At 64.3% G+C, this 15,495-nt stretch carries 15 protein-coding genes and 2 pseudogenes; 14 read left to right on the top strand and 3 right to left on the bottom strand.

Features of this window, described 5'->3' with window-relative positions:
- The first annotated feature begins 39 nt into the window (after window positions 1-39).
- The 6 genes and pseudogenes from istA to DCN14_RS38240 all read left to right on the top strand — a co-directional run bounded on the left by istA (window position 40) and on the right by DCN14_RS38240 (window position 4,866).
- Entirely contained in the window at window positions 40-1,521 is a 1,482-nt protein-coding gene (gene istA / locus DCN14_RS35965; RefSeq protein ID WP_096509060.1) for an IS21 family transposase, read from the top strand.
- Window positions 1,518-1,889, top strand: a pseudogene (locus DCN14_RS35960) (ATP-binding protein); the annotation flags it as partial. The gene istA and the pseudogene DCN14_RS35960, both read left to right, overlap by 4 nt.
- 430 nt (window positions 1,890-2,319) lie before the next feature.
- Window positions 2,320-3,681: an IS110 family transposase gene (locus DCN14_RS35955; RefSeq protein WP_011875602.1), complete on the top strand. Its 1,362-nt coding sequence runs from the start codon at window positions 2,320-2,322 to the stop codon at window positions 3,679-3,681.
- Between the two features lie 47 nt (window positions 3,682-3,728).
- Window positions 3,729-4,208 (top strand): annotated as a pseudogene (locus DCN14_RS35950) (ATP-binding protein); the annotation flags it as partial.
- The gene (locus DCN14_RS35945) at window positions 4,205-4,516 is read left to right on the top strand and encodes a hypothetical protein (RefSeq protein WP_096509064.1); all 312 of its coding nucleotides are present in this window, start codon (window positions 4,205-4,207) and stop codon (window positions 4,514-4,516) included. The pseudogene DCN14_RS35950 and the gene DCN14_RS35945, both read left to right, overlap by 4 nt.
- A gap of 191 nt (window positions 4,517-4,707) precedes the next feature.
- Complete coding sequence (locus tag DCN14_RS38240; RefSeq protein WP_162826291.1) at window positions 4,708-4,866, top strand: hypothetical protein; 159 nt, start codon at window positions 4,708-4,710, stop codon at window positions 4,864-4,866.
- Between the two features lie 52 nt (window positions 4,867-4,918).
- On the opposite strand, the gene DCN14_RS35940 is transcribed toward DCN14_RS38240, so the two are convergent.
- Genes DCN14_RS35940 through DCN14_RS35930 form a run of 3 tightly spaced genes read right to left on the bottom strand, consistent with a single transcriptional unit; the run spans window position 4,919 to window position 7,292 of the window.
- Window positions 4,919-5,812: a hypothetical protein gene (locus DCN14_RS35940; protein WP_240327527.1), complete on the bottom strand. Its 894-nt coding sequence runs from the start codon at window positions 5,810-5,812 to the stop codon at window positions 4,919-4,921.
- Window positions 5,813-5,826: 14 nt separating this feature from the next.
- Complete coding sequence (locus DCN14_RS35935) at window positions 5,827-6,942, bottom strand: site-specific integrase (protein ID WP_021156948.1); 1,116 nt, start codon at window positions 6,940-6,942, stop codon at window positions 5,827-5,829.
- 59 nt (window positions 6,943-7,001) lie between these two features.
- A complete protein-coding gene (locus DCN14_RS35930; RefSeq protein WP_021156947.1) occupies window positions 7,002-7,292 on the bottom strand; it encodes a hypothetical protein in 291 nt (96 codons plus the stop codon).
- 127 nt (window positions 7,293-7,419) lie between these two features.
- Between DCN14_RS35930 and DCN14_RS39085 the strand changes: the two genes are divergently transcribed.
- The 8 genes from DCN14_RS39085 to DCN14_RS35895 all read left to right on the top strand — a co-directional run bounded on the left by DCN14_RS39085 (window position 7,420) and on the right by DCN14_RS35895 (window position 15,434).
- Window positions 7,420-7,542, top strand: a complete 123-nt coding sequence (locus tag DCN14_RS39085; protein ID WP_009692938.1) for a hypothetical protein — start codon at window positions 7,420-7,422, stop codon at window positions 7,540-7,542.
- Between the two features lie 73 nt (window positions 7,543-7,615).
- Window positions 7,616-8,332: a translesion DNA synthesis-associated protein ImuA gene (gene imuA, locus DCN14_RS35925; protein WP_096506495.1), complete on the top strand. Its 717-nt coding sequence runs from the start codon at window positions 7,616-7,618 to the stop codon at window positions 8,330-8,332.
- The gene (locus DCN14_RS35920) at window positions 8,253-9,731 is read left to right on the top strand and encodes a DNA polymerase Y family protein (protein WP_205212628.1); all 1,479 of its coding nucleotides are present in this window, start codon (window positions 8,253-8,255) and stop codon (window positions 9,729-9,731) included. The genes imuA and DCN14_RS35920 overlap by 80 nt, the downstream gene beginning before the upstream one ends.
- Before the next feature lie 6 nt (window positions 9,732-9,737).
- Complete coding sequence (locus DCN14_RS35915; protein ID WP_096506494.1) at window positions 9,738-12,887, top strand: error-prone DNA polymerase; 3,150 nt, start codon at window positions 9,738-9,740, stop codon at window positions 12,885-12,887.
- 127 nt (window positions 12,888-13,014) lie between these two features.
- Window positions 13,015-13,314 carry an H-NS histone family protein gene (locus DCN14_RS35910; RefSeq protein WP_096506493.1) on the top strand — a complete coding sequence of 100 codons (300 nt, stop codon included), beginning with the start codon at window positions 13,015-13,017 and terminating at the stop codon, window positions 13,312-13,314.
- Between the two features lie 98 nt (window positions 13,315-13,412).
- Entirely contained in the window at window positions 13,413-13,805 is a 393-nt protein-coding gene (locus tag DCN14_RS35905; protein ID WP_096506492.1) for a DUF2471 family protein, read from the top strand.
- Window positions 13,806-13,954: 149 nt separating this feature from the next.
- Window positions 13,955-14,884, top strand: a complete 930-nt coding sequence (locus DCN14_RS35900; RefSeq protein ID WP_096506491.1) for a tyrosine-type recombinase/integrase — start codon at window positions 13,955-13,957, stop codon at window positions 14,882-14,884.
- A gap of 70 nt (window positions 14,885-14,954) precedes the next feature.
- Window positions 14,955-15,434, top strand: a complete 480-nt coding sequence (locus DCN14_RS35895) for a hypothetical protein (protein WP_096506490.1) — start codon at window positions 14,955-14,957, stop codon at window positions 15,432-15,434.
- Window positions 15,435-15,495 lie beyond the last annotated feature (61 nt).

The raw sequence follows: 15,495 nt of genomic DNA, 5'->3' as shown, positions 1-15,495 counted from the left end.
GAGGCTACGGTGCCCGGGCGTCACGTCAACGACCACCAGATGAGGCTCTATATGAAGTACAGAAGCAAGGAACAACCGACCAAGGCAGGCGCACGCGCCGGGTTCAGCGCCGCCACTGCCTATCGCATCGAACAGGACCCAAGACCGCCATCGAAGAAGAAGGCGCCACGCACGCGTCGCCGTGCTGATCCCCTGGCAGCAATCTTTGACGCCGAGATCGTCCCGCTGCTCCAGTCCGCTCCCGGCATCCGGCCCGTGGCCGTACTGGACGAGATGCTTCGGCGCCATCCAGACCTCCCGGGCAACGTGCGTCGCACGCTCGAGCGGCGTATTCGCGACTGGCGGGCACTCCATGGCGAGGAGCGTGACGTCATGTTCCGCCAGGTGCACGAGCCCGGTCGCCTCGGATTGTCCGACTTCACCGAGATGGACAGCCTGGGCGTCACCGTGGCGGGTGTCGCGCTGGACCACCGTCTGTATCATTTCCGGCTGGCGTGCTCGGGCTTTGAGCACGCTCACGTCATCCTCGGCGGCGAGAGCTATGTCGCGCTGGCCGAAGGGCTGCAGAACGCGTTGTGGGTGCTCGGTGGCGCACCGCGCGAGCACCGCAGCGACAGCCTGTCGGCGGCGTTCCGCAATCTGGAACGCGAAGCGCGCGACGATCTCACCACGCGTTACGAAGCGCTCTGTGCTCACTACGGAATGCAGCCTACGCGCAACAACCGCGGCGTTGCCCATGAGAACGGCTCCATCGAGAGCCCTCACGGCCACCTCAAGAACGCGGTGCGTGATGCGTTGCTTTTGCGCGGCAGTAAAGACTTCGACGACCTCGATACCTATCGCCGCTTCATCGACGAGCACGTCTGTCGCATCAACGCGCGCAATGGCAAGCGCATTGATGCCGAGCGCCCGCAGCTTCAGCCACTGCCGCCGCAGCGCACGACGGACTACGAGCAAACGCGTGTGTACGTCAGCTCCACCGGCGGCTTTGTCCTGCGCAAGGTGTTCTATACCGTCCCGTCCCGGCTGATCGGTCATCGACTGCGCGTGCGGCTGTATGACGACCGGCTGGAACTGTTCCTGGGCAGCACCGCCCTGATGACGCTGCAGCGCGGCCGTCCGGGTCCCAGTGGCAAGCACGGCCACGTCGTCAACTACCGGCACATCATCCACGCGCTGCGCCGCAAGCCCATGGCGCTGCTCAACCTGGTCTACCGCGATCAGGTCTTTCCGCGTGAGGCCTATCGATTGACCTTCGAACGCCTGTGCGAGCAACTGCCGGAGCGTGCGGCATGCAAGACCATGGTTGAACTGCTCAGCCTGGCCCACGAGCGCAACTGCGAGGCACAACTGGCGCAGGCACTCGAGCAGTGCCTGGCCGACGGGCAACTGCCCGATCTGCACGCGCTGAGTTCCCGTTTCGAAGCGAAACCCGCGAGCCTGCCGCAGGTGAACGTCCAGCTGCCTTCGTTGCGCGACTACGAGGCCCTGCTTGGCCTGCAAATGGAGGTGGCAGCATGAATCACGAATTCGACGCCACCCGCCTGTCGCTGCTGCTCAACGATTTGCGGCTGCCCGCCATCAAGCAGATCTGGTCGAGCTTTGCCGAGCGTTCCGACACGGAAGGCTGGCCCGCGGCGCGCCTGCTCATGGCGCTGGCCGAACACGAGATCGCCGAGCGCGATCGACGTCGCATCGAACGTCACCTCAGGGACGCCAGGCTGCTGCCGGGCAAGACGCTGGAGAACTTCGATTTCGACGCGGTGCCGATGGTGTCGAGAGCGCACGTCTCGGCGCTTTGCGCTGGCGACGGCTGGCTGCGCAACGGCGCCAACCTGATTCTTCTGGGGCCGTCCGGAGGCGGCAAGTCGCAGGTATCTATAGCAGTGCGGGGTTGACGCCGAGGGGCAAGTCGATGATAGGGCTTCAGGGCGCCTCGACGAAGTGATCGCGGGTCGACCTTCGCACCGTCGAATTCGATAGCTTCTTGTCTGAATCGGGGTGCAGGACGTACGCCGAGGGGCAAGAGTATGAGGCCGAGCTTCTGTCGCTTCTGACTCGCCGTTCAACTCCGCCCGCTCGCTCGCTGGTACTCTTGCCTGCGGGCACCGGACCCGGCGACCTTAAGAACGTGGGAGAGCCCGCAAAGTTCGTCCCGACGATGTGAAGCCCATGGTTGCGGGGTTCGGGCTGGCGCAGGCAAGAGTAACGAGATGGTGGCGCATGAATCTGCGAGTTTCAAGCGGCCACGAATGAAACACCTGGCAGTGCTGCCCAGCGACGAGCCCTCTGATTCGTTGATAAGGAGAACAATAACTCATGGCTTCTATCAGCAATGCACCCGTGCGTCACCGGACCGTCGGCATCGATCTGGCAATAAGTGCAGTTCAGGTCGCGCAGATCTTCGATGATGGACGTGCAATTGGCAAACCGATCCGCTTCCGTTTGACGTCAACCGACCTCAGGCGTTTCGTGTCAGCCATCAAGAGCGGCGTCGGCGCCGATACGCCGATCACAGCCGTGATGGAGCCAACCGGCATGGCATGGTTTCCGGTGGCCAACTGGCTGCAGCGTGCCGGAATCAAAGTCATTCGGGTCAAGGGTCAGCGCGTGAAGGCGTTACGCAAATACCTCAGCGAGCATGCCAAGACCGACGCGGCCGATGCACATGTATTGGGCGCAATACCCGGCTTTGGTGGCCGTGGCCTCGACCCAGTTCATGTGCCAGGGCCCGAGCAACATTCACTACAACGACTGACCAAACAGCGTCACCGCTATCAGGAGCTAGTGTGTTCCGCGCGGCGCCGCGTTCTTGACCTCATCCGCTGGGCGTGCCCGGCGCTTGAGCCTGTGTTGCCCGATACGGTCACGCAACTCACGCTAGCAATTCTCGGCGAGCTGTTGGATCCGCGCAAGGTCGTAGCCATGCGACGCGATGTGCTCGCCCGATTCCTGTCACAACACGCCTCAGGGAATCATCCCAAGAGCGGCCCCTTCATCGATTCGCTGGTCGAGAAACTTAAGGCAGCGGCCGAAGAGACCATTGAGCTCCACGGCGATAGCGTCGATTTCACCGCTTTGCAATTCGAGGTGGCGCAAGAAGTCGAACATTTGCGACTGTGGGATCGCCACGTCCGCGCGATCGAGCGTGAAGTGGAGCAGATCTATCAGCGGGTGCATCCGTCCGATGCGCTTCGATCTATTCCTGGCATAGGGGCGACCTTGGCTCCGCTGCTCATCGGCGTACTCGGCTACGCGAAACGCTTCCGTAACGAAGATCACATACGCGGATTCTGCGGTATGTTTCCTACCAGAAGTTCGTCCGGTGGTATAGAGAAGCCCGGTCAAAGGCTGACAAAGAGTGGTAGTGATCGCGTCAAGCGGGCGCTGTACATCGCTGCGGACGTTGCACGAAAGATCGATCCAGATCTTGCCGCCGTGTACTGGCGTCTTATGGTGAACAAAGGGCATCACCACAAGCAAGCCATCTGCGCAGTTGCGACGCGCTTGATCAACCGGATCTATCGCGTGTTGAAGACCGGCGAGCCGTACGTGCTTCGAGATCAGGAAGGTAACTCGATTTCCGTCCAAGAGGGCAAACGTATCGTTGCTGCGCAATTCAAAGTGCCGCTCGAGGTCCGCCAGTCTCGCCGCAACCAGCCTATGCCCGAACCGGCGTAGAGCCCTGCTCCGAAGCCGCGAACATGCGTTGACAGTCGGTACGAGATCACTTGTCGTCGGCCATTGGACTGAGCCTGCTGGAGAACGGCTGGAAGGTCCTGTTCGCCCGTACCACCGACCTCGTGCAGCGGTTGCAGGTCGCACGCCGCGAGCTGTCGCTGGAGTCCGCCATCAACCGGCTGGATCGATTCGATCTCCTTATTCTGGACGACTTTGCATACGTCAGCAAGGATCAGGCCGAGACGTCGGTGCTGTTCGAGCTCATCAGCGCCAGGTATGAGCACCGTTCTCTTTTGCTAACTGCAAATCAACCATTTGGCGAATGGGACCGTATCTTCCCCGACCGGGCCATGACGGTAGCCGCCGTCGACCGGCTGGTCCATCACTCGACGATCTTTGAACTGAACGTCGAAAGCTACCGTAGGCGTACCGCCCTGGAGCGCAAGCAGCAGGGACCGGGACGCCCGGCCAGTATCGCGACACCAAACAACGTCGGCGTGCCGCCGCGCCCGGAGGATCAGCAATGAAGCACAACGCACATCTGCAGCTCGTAACGCGTGACGATACATCCGATAGTTCGACGACGAAGCCCATCGCACGCACGGCCGCACAACGGCAACGCGCATACCGCTTACGCCGCAAACGGGCCGTTATAGACGCCATTGGTGAGGAAGCCTGCGCGTCACGCGTTACGATGCTGGCCCTGCTCGGCGAAGGCTTGGCGGCATTGGATAACAGCGACACTTCGACAAGGCTCATTGAGAGCAAACGCCACTGCGTAAGGCGTGTGCTCCAGGCCATCGTCACGCGTTACGCAATCGATCTCACCGACTGACGCGCTGTTCTCATCCTGATTGACGCGCGGCAGGCAGGCAACGCTCGCCAGCGTCAATCAACATCGACATCATCAACCTCGCCGCAGCATTCTCATCCTGATTGTCGCGCGGCACAGAATGCCTGCAGCGTAACGCTGCAGGCTCTGCCCGGCGACGGCTTGGCGGCATTGGACGCCGGCGACGTTCCACGATGCTCATCGAGATCAAACGCGACAGCGTAAAGCGTGTGCTCCAGGCCATCGCCACGCATTACGCAATCGTCCTCACCGGCTCGGGCGCCGTTCTCATCCTGATTGTCGCGCGGCACACGCGCGCCAGCGTCAATCAAAAACTGCGCGTCAATCAATAAACGCTTGTCAGCGCCAATCAACATCGGCATCATCAACCCCGCCGCGACATTCTCATCCTGATTGTCGCGCGTCTCTCATCCAGATTGTCGCGCCACACCGTTCAAGAGCGGCGCGGCCGATACTGGAACGGACCTTTTTGCTGCGGTGCTTGGCAGTGCGCATGCGGATCGTGCCAGGCAGGAATCCCGGCGCCAACGCGTCACGGCACATCTCGAGCAGGGGCGTCGGGTTGAGCCCCTGGCGATGCGCCACCAGCAATAGCCTGAGACCCTGCACGGCACCTTGCTTCAGCGGCAGACGGCCGTGGTGAACATCAACGAGATCGGACTTGATAGCCTTGGCCAGGCGCTCTTGCTCCGCGTCACTCAGGCTAGTTTGCAGACTGTCTTCGCAGCTCCACGGTAACGCACTGTGCCGGAAAAAGCGCGAAGGCTCACCCTCGATGAAGCCCTGTACGAACATTTCGGTGAGTACGGTCTTGACGGCCCGGTAGGTATTGCGCGTCGAACTCGGTCTCCAATCTGCAGCCTGCGCCCGCTTCTGCAGCCAGCCGATGAAGTGCTGGACATGTTGCGGAGACAGGTCCGACGGGAGCTTCGGCCTCGGGGGCACAGATGTTTGCGAACTGCCCGTGAGGTACTCGAACAGGTAATGCAATTGCCCGAAGTACGTGGTGACGGAGGCTGTCGCGCGCGCGCCAGAGAGCAGCATCGCCTTGAGGCAGAAGCCGGATGTGCACACCCAGTCGTCGATGCCACGTCCCAGCCAGTCACGAAGATCGAGCGTCTTGATTCTCTGAGGGAAGCGGGCCTCTCGCCCCAACAGCGTCGCCATGTCGATGCAGGTGTCGTCGGCGCTGGCCCTCGGCGATTCGCGTGACGCCGATGTGGCGCCGACCGGCGCGGCGCGATTCTCGCTGACGTTGTAGTTCTTCGTTCTGCCCATGGCGTGGCTCAGTGTCAAGGATCAACGGTGGATACCTGCGGCGCCGAGGCCAAGGCTTTGCTCACCCCGTAGAGCCTGTCAAACTCGTCCATCATCGCCAGCGCCTCGGCGCCCAACAGCCGCTCGATCTGCTGCAGGTACACCATTGTGGTTTGGACACTCGCGTGACCGAGACGATCGCGGACGTACATGAGCGGCTCGAGCTTGATCTCGGGACGGCTGCGCAACAGCAGCAGGGTATGAATCGCGTAGCTGTGACGCAGCATGAGCGGGCGTACCCGGAAGCCGACCCGGTTGCTGAGATCCGTGCAGACCTTCACCGCGGCTTCCTTGCTGTAGCGCTGGCCGTGGATCGTCAGGACCAGTTCCTTACGCTCCGCCGCTCCTACGAGACCGTTGCGCTCGTATGTCGTGTATGCGTACATGTCCTCCATCAGGCTGTATGGCACGTGCACGACCCGGGCCTTGTTCAACTTGATCTCCATGTCCCGCGGGTCGAGGCGCACTTCGATAAAGGTGCCCGGCTTCAGAGCTTTTTGGGCACTGGGATCAAACACGTACGACAGAGGGAAGGTGCGTGCCTCGACTGAGCGCAGACCAACCCGCGCCATCAGATCGAACAGCAGCCGTTGCGATGCAGAGCGTATCGATTGCCGCGCGATCTTCAGTTGGTCTACTGTCAGGAACGCGGGTTCCTTGTCCCATTCGTTGAGCAGCACTGCCGGACGGCTCAACGTCTTGCGACCGCCAGTGACGTGGGCCAGGTCATGCTCAATGCCGTACACGGCGATATCGGAACAGCCGAAGGGCAAGCGGTCGATCCGCCCGCGCTCATGTGCCCATTGGTACATCGCTGCAACCAACCTCAACCGGTCGTTGACGGTTGCCGGGTCCAGTTTGAGGTCTTGAGCCTGCCAGTCGCGGTAGACACGCACGACGCTCTGCCCAACCGACATGAATGGATCGTTCCAGCTCCAATCGTTCGCCTGCAGAAATCGGGCGAAATCCCAGAGCCGGCGCCCATACGCCTCCCAAGTCTTGGGATCCAGCGTCTTGCCACGCTCGAGCAACCGGTACAGCAGGTAGTCGTGGAACGGCTGCGCGGGCGTCATCGAGTCGTCGAGGATCAAGGGGAATCCCGGCCGCGGTCGTCCGGCGAAGACGAACTCCTCGGTGGCACGTACATACCTCACGCGCCGGCCTCGCGCAACATCTTCACCGCTTGCTTGAATGGCACGCGCCATAGGTGCATCACGAGGTCGACGGCACCGCCGCCGCCCTTGCGTTCCCGCGTGTCGAAGAAGCGAGCGCCGTCGACCAACAACTCCCAGTCGGCGCCGGCAGCAGTCACGTGCACGCGTCGGGTGTTGAAGGCGCGCACAGGAGCGAAGTCCCGATCGAGCTTCGTGTGTTCGGCCATCAGATGAAGCACGTCGAGCACTGCGAGGCCGCGCAGCCGCTCTAGTTCCGAGTTATCCACAGGCCGCATCCCTTCCCCCGGACCCCCATCCCGCTACTCTTCTCAAAGAAATTGAATAGCAGTACAGAGTGCCATGTCTGTCAACACATTTCTTACTAACAAAATGAAGTATTCCTACCGATGCATCGTGCCGATCAAGTCCTCGAACGTCGACGCCTGGCTCGCACCGGACCCGTCCCGGCGCGCGCAGCTGCGTGAAATCCTGGCCGACCGCGAACGGCCGTACTACGAGCACCAGCTGGCAGCGTAAACGCGGGGGTTGGAGGGGCGGTAATCTATGGCATATACTGTACAAACATACAGTATTTTGCGTAACCGACCCCATGCACCCCGCCCTCGCCCATCCAGAGGCAATCCATCCGAGTTTATGGCGAGCCAGCCAACTGGCTCGCTCGAGCGTGCGCGGCGTCGACACGGGCCATCCGGAGTTGACGGCCGAACTGCCCGGCGGCGGCTGGCCGGCTGGCGCGCTGATCGAGCTGCTCGCGCCGCAGCCTGGAATCGGCGAGCTGCGGCTGCTGGCGCCGGTGCTCGCGCGCGCGGCCGGCAAGTCGATCATGCTGATCCAGCCGCCGCATGCGCTGCAACCGCTGGCGCTCGCGTACTGGGGAATCGACCCGTCTGGGTTCGTGACGCTACCGGCGCCGCGTACGGCCGACGCGCTGTGGGCCGCCGAACAGGCGCTGCGCGCCGGCACATGCGCTGCCGTGCTGCTCTGGCAGCAGCACGTCCGTGCGGACGCATTGCGGCGGCTGAACCTGGCTGCGCAGAGCGGTCAAGCGCTGTTCTACTTCTTCCGACCGGCGGCCGCCGCGCGCGACGCGTCGCCGGCACCCTTGCGTCTCGCGCTGGCGCCGAAGCGCGACGGCATCGACGTCACGTTCGTGAAGCGCCGCGGGCCGGCGCGCGACACGCCGCTATTCGTCCCCTTGTCCCCCTCGCCGATTTTGTTGAACCGCCATGCAAGTCTGGATCGGCGTGCATCTGCCGCACCTCAACCTCGAAACGTTCCGGCCGCGATCGCCGGCGCCGTCGCCTGACGATGCGCGCGGGCTCGTCGTGCTCGAGGGCGGCCGCGTCGTGGCGCTCGATCGCGCCGCGCGTGCGCTCGGCGTGGTCGCCGGCATGCGCCGCGGTGGCGTGCTGTCGCTCGCGCCGGACGCGCAGATCCGCGAGCGCGACGCCGCGCGCGAGCGCGAGCTCGTGCTCGGCGTTGCCTATGCGCTCCTGCAGTTCACACCGAGCGTCGTCGACGCCGAAGAAGCCGTGGTGGTGCTCGACGTGACGGCGAGCCTGCGCCTCTTCCATGGCATCCGCGCGCTGCGCCAGCGCGTGCGCGACGTCGTCGCGTCGTTCGGTGTCACCGCAGCGATATCCGTCGCGTCGTCGGGTCCGGCCGCGTGGATGGTCGCCCGCGGCCTGCGCGGCGGCCTTGCGCTGTCCGCACGATCGCTGCACCGCGCGCTCGCGCGTGTGTCGCTCGTCGTGGCGCCGGACGCCCGGCGCTACGCGAACTGGTTTGAGGATCTCGGCTGCGAAACGCTGGCCGACCTGCAGCGCTTGCCGCGCGCCGGATTGCAGAAGCGATGCGGCACGCAACTGCTCGACTGGCTCGACCAGGTCGCCGGCACCGCGCCGGCCGCCTACGACTGGCTCGAAATGCCGCCGTCGTTCGACACGCGCGTCGAACTGATGGATCGCGTCGAGCACGCCGAGGCGCTGCTGTTCGTTGCGCGCCGGCTGATCCTGCAGCTGACCGGCTGGCTCGCTGCGAAGCAGCTGGACGTCGCCGCGTTCGCGCTGCTGCTCGAGCACGAGCGCGGGCGGGACGCGATCGCGCCGACCGAGATTGAAATCGCGTTGGGCGCCCCTACCCGCTTCGAGGAACACCTGACGCGGCTCGTCAAGGAGCGGCTCGGCCAAGTCGAGCTCGCCGGGCCCGTGATTGCGGTTCGACTGATCGCCCGCAGCGTGCAGGAAGCGGCCGCACCGAGCGACTCGCTGTTCCCGGAGCCCGGCGGCACCCCGCAGGATCATGCGCGCCTGCTCGAACTGCTGACTGCGCGGCTCGGCGCCGAGAACGTGCTCGTCCCGGCTCCCATAGCCGACTACCGTCCAGAGCCAGCCGCCCGATGGGTGCCGATGCGCGACGCGCCAAAGCCGGCACCGCTGCCGGCGGATCTGCCGCGCCCGGCCTGGCTGCTTGCCAAGCCGGTGCCGCTGCTCACGCGCCAGCATCGGCCGTTCTATGGCACGCCGCTGCGCATGGTATCGCCCGGCGAGCGCATCGAAGGCGGCTGGCAGGATGCGCAGACCGTGACACGCGACTACTTCGTCGCTGAGGACGACAACGGCATCTGCTACTGGATCTACAAGGAGCGGCCGACGGCCAGCGACGAAAGCGAAGCGCGCTTCTTCCTGCACGGCCTGTTCGGCTGATCCGTCATGGACGCCGGCAGCTTCGGCGCCCTGCCCGCGTACGCGGAACTTCAGGTCGCCTCCGACTTTTCTTTCCTGCACGGTGCGTCGCGCGCGGAGGAATACGTCGCGCGCGCAGCGCAGCTCGGCTACAGTGCGATCGCGATCACCGACGAATGCTCGCTCGCCGGCGTCGTGCGCGCGCACGTCGAAGCGAAGGCGGCGAACATGCCGCTGATTGTCGGCTCGCACTTTCGGCTGACGGCCGCAGACGGCTCGCCCGCGCTCGCCTTCACTGCGCTCGCGATGAATCGCGACGGTTACGGCAATCTCTGCGAGTTCATTTCGCTCGGTCGCATGCGCAGCAAGAAAGGCACGTACCGGCTGGCGCCGCTCGATCTCGAACATCCGGAAGCACCGTACACCCACCTACGCGGCCTGCCCGACTGCATCGCGATCCTGTCGCACGACTTCCCGGCCAACGAGCAACGCCTCGACGCGCAGGTCGAATGGCTCGTGCGCGTGTTCGGCGATCACGCATGGGTCGCACTGACGCTGCACGCCCGCGCGATGGACGATATCCACCGCGGCGTTGTCGAGCGCGTTGCCGCGCGCCACGGCGTACCGGTAGTGGCCACCAGCTGGCCACTCATGCACGTGCGATCGCGCAAGCCGCTGCAGGACGTGCTGACCGGGATCCGGGTCGGCCGGCCGGTGTCGGAGTGCGGGTATGAGCTCGCACCGAACGCGGAGCGTCACCTTCGATCGCGTTTGCGGCTCGCCAACCTCTATCCCGCCGGCGCACTCGAGGAAACCGTGCGTGTCGCGCGGCGCTGCACGTTCTCACTCGACGACCTGAAGTACGAGTATCCCGACGAACTGGTACCGGCCGGCACCGATCCGGCGACATACCTGCGCGAGCAGACCTACATCGGCGCGCGGCGGCGTTTCCCCGCCGGCATCCCGGTCGACGTTCAGGCGCAGATCGAGCACGAGCTGCAGCTGATCGCCGACCTGAAGTACGAGGCGTATTTCCTGACCGTCTACGACATCGTGCAGTTCGCGCGCGAGCAAGGTATCTTGTGCCAGGGACGCGGCTCGGCTGCGAACTCGTCCGTTTGCTACTGCCTCGGCGTGACCGAGGTCGACCCGTCGCGACAATCGATGCTGTTCGAACGGTTCATCTCCAAGGAGCGCAACGAGCCGCCGGACATCGATGTCGATTTCGAGCATCAGCGCCGCGAAGAGGTCATGCAGTACATCTACCGGAAGTACGGGCGCGATCGCGCCGCGCTGACGGCCGCCGTCACGACATACCGACCGCGCAGCGCGTTGCGGGAAGCCGGGAAGGCACTCGGTGTGGATCCGGCGATCGTCGACCGCGTGGCGAAGCAGCATCACTGGTTCGATTCGCGTGCTGATCTGCTGCAGCGGTTTTCCGAGGCCGGCCTCGATCCCGAAGCGCCGTTGAATCAGCAGTGGGCCGCATTCGCCGCGCAGCTGCTGGGCTATCCACGGCACCTGTCGCAGCACTCGGGCGGCTTCGTGATCAGCCGCGGCAAACTCACGCGGCTCGTGCCGGTCGAGAACGCGGCGATGGAGGATCGCTCGATCATCCAGTGGGACAAGGACGACATCGAGGCGCTCGGCATCCTGAAGATCGACGTGCTCGCGCTCGGTATGCTGTCGATGGTGCGCCGCGCGCTCGACATGATCTCGGAGAAACGCGGCGAGACATTCGAGTTGCAGGACATCCCGGCCGAGGACAAGCCGACCTACGACATGCTGTGCGACGGCGACAGCATGGGCGTGTTCCAGGTGGAATCGCGCGCGCAGATGTCGATGCTGCCGCGCCTGCGGCCGCAATGCTTCTACGACCTGGTGATCGAAGTGGCGATTGTCCGACCAGGCCCGGTTCAGGGCGGCATGGTGCATCCGTTCCTGCGCCGGCGTCAGGGGCTGGAGCCCGTCACGTACCCGTCACCCGACGTCGAGAAGGCGTTGAAGCGCACACTCGGCGTGCCAATCTTCCAGGAACAGGTCATGCAGGTGGCGATGCTCGCGGCCGGCTTCTCGGCCGGTGAGGCCGACCAGCTGCGGCGTGCGATGGCGGCCTGGAAGCGCAAGGGCGGCCTGGAACCGTATCACGAGCGTCTCGTCAGCGGCATGCTCGCGCGCGGCTACGATCACGAATTCGCCGAAGCGATCTTCGCGCAGATCAAGGGTTTCGGCGACTACGGTTTCCCGGAGAGCCACGCGGCCAGCTTCGCCCTGCTCGTATACTCGAGCGCGTGGCTGCGCCGGCACGAGCCGGCGGTGTTCCTCGCGGCGCTGCTGAACAGCCAGCCGATGGGCTTCTACACGCCGTCGCAGCTGCTGCAGGACGCGCGACGTCGCGGCGTTGAGGTGCTGGCCGTCGACGTGAACGTGAGCACGTGGGACTCCGCGATCGAAGGGCCGACTACATCGTCGCCCGTGCGGCTAGGATTCTCGCTCCTGCGCGGCATGCGCGAAGACGTGGCCGGGCGCATCGAGCTCGCGCGGGCGGTGCGGCCGTTCGTCGACGTCGCGGATCTCGCACGGCGTGCGCAGCTCGACAGGCACGACCTGCAAGTGCTCGCGCGAGCGAACGCGCTGCGCTCGCTCGCCGGCGGCAACCGGCGTGCGGCGCTCTGGCTGGCCGCCGCCGCCGTGCCCGATCGGGATCTGCTGCGCGGCACCGAGCGCGACGACGCGGTGCCGGCGCTGCCGCAGGCGTCCGAAGGCAAGGAGATCGTGACGGACTACAACGCCATGGGCTTCACGCTAGGCCGGCACCCGCTGGCGCTGCTGCGCGATCGCCTGGCGCTCGATCGTCTCCAGTCAGCCGAACAGCTGGCGACACTGCGCAGCGGGCAGCTCGCGCGCGCATGCGGACTGGTCACGGTACGGCAGCGGCCGGGCACGGCCAACGGCGTGCTGTTCATGACGCTCGAGGACGAGACGGGCCAGGTGAACGTGATCCTGTGGCCCGGCCTGCTGGAGAAGTTCCGGAAGGAAGCGCTCGGCGCCGCGCTGCTCGCCGTCTACGGCGTGTGGCAGGCCGAGGGAAAAGTGCGGCATCTGATCGCGAGCAAGCTCGTTGACCGGACCGAATTGCTCGGGGCTCTTCCAACAACCGCGAGAGAGTTCTGCTGAGTGATTCGGCTACCATTCGACTCGTTTCCGTCGAGTGTTCGATATACATCGAGACGCAAGCTTGACTTCGCGAATCCATCGCTAAGCTGGTCGATATCACCTCACCAACCACGATCGGAGAGAGATCATGTCGACCTACCAGGAGCTTCTCGCGAAACGTACCGCCCTCGAAGCGGAGATCGATGCCGCCAAAGGTGCGGAACGGGCCGCCGCGCTTTCCAACGTTCTCCGGCTCGTCAACGAATTCGATATCAGTTCACGTGAGATCTACGGTGTTGCTCGCAAGGGGACGCGCCGCCGCCCCGATCCCAAGTATCGCGATCCCGAATCCGGTGCGACGTGGAGCGGTCGCGGCCGCCCGCCGGCGTGGATCGATGGCAAGGACCGTGTGCCCTTCGAAATCAAGCGGCACGGCGCCCTCTCTTGAACTGCGGCCCAACGCTCGCTACATTGCCAGTGAATTCCCCCAGCCTGCCGAGCGAACGTACGGCTCAGCAGGCTGCTGTCCCAACCAAGTTGCTCGCTATGAATCTTGCTTCAACCGCCGCTCACCCGGATTCGGAAGTGGATCCAGTCTGGTACGCGCACGCGCTTACTCTCGCCACCGAAGATTTGCGACGCGTCGTGATATCGCTGACCGAGCGTTACGTCGGTGCGGGCCTCCCTCATGCAATTAGCTGGCCGCTATTGCTCGAGATCGAAGAGCAGGCGTTTTCCGATCTGGCCTTTCAGAGCCGCAACGAACCAGCGATCGTCGCCGCGTTGCCGCGGATCGGACCGACTACGATGCCCGGCGTCAATTTCAGCGGCCTCATCGACTGGAGCCACACGGATCCGTCGTTACCGATGGTCTATCGATGCGTCCGCGATCTTCTGGTCGGCGTGTCTACCACTGCGGTCGGTCGCGACGCAGCGTGAACGACGCACTCCGTGAGCTGAACACGGCGATTGGAAGCGTCTGGGTGCGAGCGCGGGTGCAAGGTGGCCCCTTCCTTCTGCTGGCTAGTAACGCGAATCGAAGATTCGCGCTATGCTCGACGGACCTAACATTCGGTATATAAGATCCGATGGACGAACCGACTCTCTGGCTGTCGGCACCGACCGAGGCCTATCAGCAGTGGCAACGCACGGAAGCCGCAGGCGCCGATCGGCGTGCGTTCTCGCCGAGGTCGATCGTCCAGCACGAAGCGATGTTTGAACGCTTCATGCGCCACCTCGCGGCCGCGCAACGGTCGCTGGCCACCTTCGGGCCCGACCACCTCGAATCGTTCTTCGCTGATCTCGATCGCCGGTGCAAACCCGGCACCACGACGCGCCTGCGCTATGAGAAGCTTCTCGACAGGCTTGGCCGACACCTGGTCAACGTCGGCGTGCGCAAGACCAATCCAGCGGCCGCCTATGCGTTGACGCAGACGTGGCCGGAGGACGAACCCGTCCCGGTGTACCTGCTCGAAGCCGATGATCATCGACTGCAGGCGTCGATCCGAGCCATTGATGGGCTCGACGATCGCGCGTTGCGGAACCGCGCCATCGTTGGCTTATTGCTCTCGACCGGCATCACCGCGCAGGAAATCCGGCAGGCGACCGCCGTCGACCTCGACCTGTCGCCGGCGCGGCCGCACCTCCAAATCCCGAAGCGCGGCCCGCGCGAAGCACGCCGGGTCAACATAGCCGAATTCGCGGTACCAGCGCTCACGCAATGGCGAACCCTGTCCGCGGCCGCCGACAGCCCACTGCTGTTCCCATCCCCCCGTGCAGGCGGGCCGATGACCGACGAGATGCTCGGCCGCATCGTTCGGGACGAGCTCCTCGCGATCGACGTTCGGCTCCCCGATATGAGCCCGCGCACCCTGCGGAACACGTTCGCCAGACGCCTGCTGCTCGCCGGCAGAAGCAACGACGACGTCATGCATCTCTTGGGCTTGACGAGCCAGCGCACCGTGATCCGCATTCGCGCAACCATCCCGACCGAGCCTCAAGCGGCACTCCAGACTTGACTTCCGCTCCGCCTCGATAGCCTGAAAAAGCCAGCAAGTTCGCTGGCTTTTCGCTATTGGAGCATTCATTATGGACTACGTATCACGCTACATGGACCTCGTCTACTCCACCAACGGCGGCATCGCCGTCTGCCGCTACCGGCTACTCGCGCTCGCGCCGGAACCGACGCAACTCGTCATTCAGGTCGAGAACCACGGCGGTAACAAGGACATCCTGATCACCGATCACATCGTCCGCGACGGAATCCTCAACCGAATCGCCGATCGCGAACTGACGGGCGTTCCGTTCGACATGCTTTGCGTCGCGTTGACCGAGGCCGGCCAACATCACATCGTCTTCGTCGAAGCCGATCTCGAGGACTACATTCATCGCGGATATCCGTATGAGCGATCCGCACAGCCGGCCGCACGTGGCCGGCATATTGAGCGCATCTCGATCAATTCCCGTGACCTGGTGGTCGGCCGGGCCCGCCTGCAGACCGCGCATGCGACTCCTACGCTCGCAGACGACAGTCTCGCGGCCATCCTCGACCGGCCGACGTCCGCGTAAGCGCCTAATACGCGGGCGTGTAGCCTCGGCTGGGCATCACGTACCGAGTCCTATCGCCAAC

The organism is Burkholderia sp. IDO3, from assembly GCF_003366075.1.
Lineage (GTDB): Bacteria > Pseudomonadota > Gammaproteobacteria > Burkholderiales > Burkholderiaceae > Burkholderia > Burkholderia anthina.
This window is presented reverse-complemented; position numbering and strand designations above follow the sequence as displayed.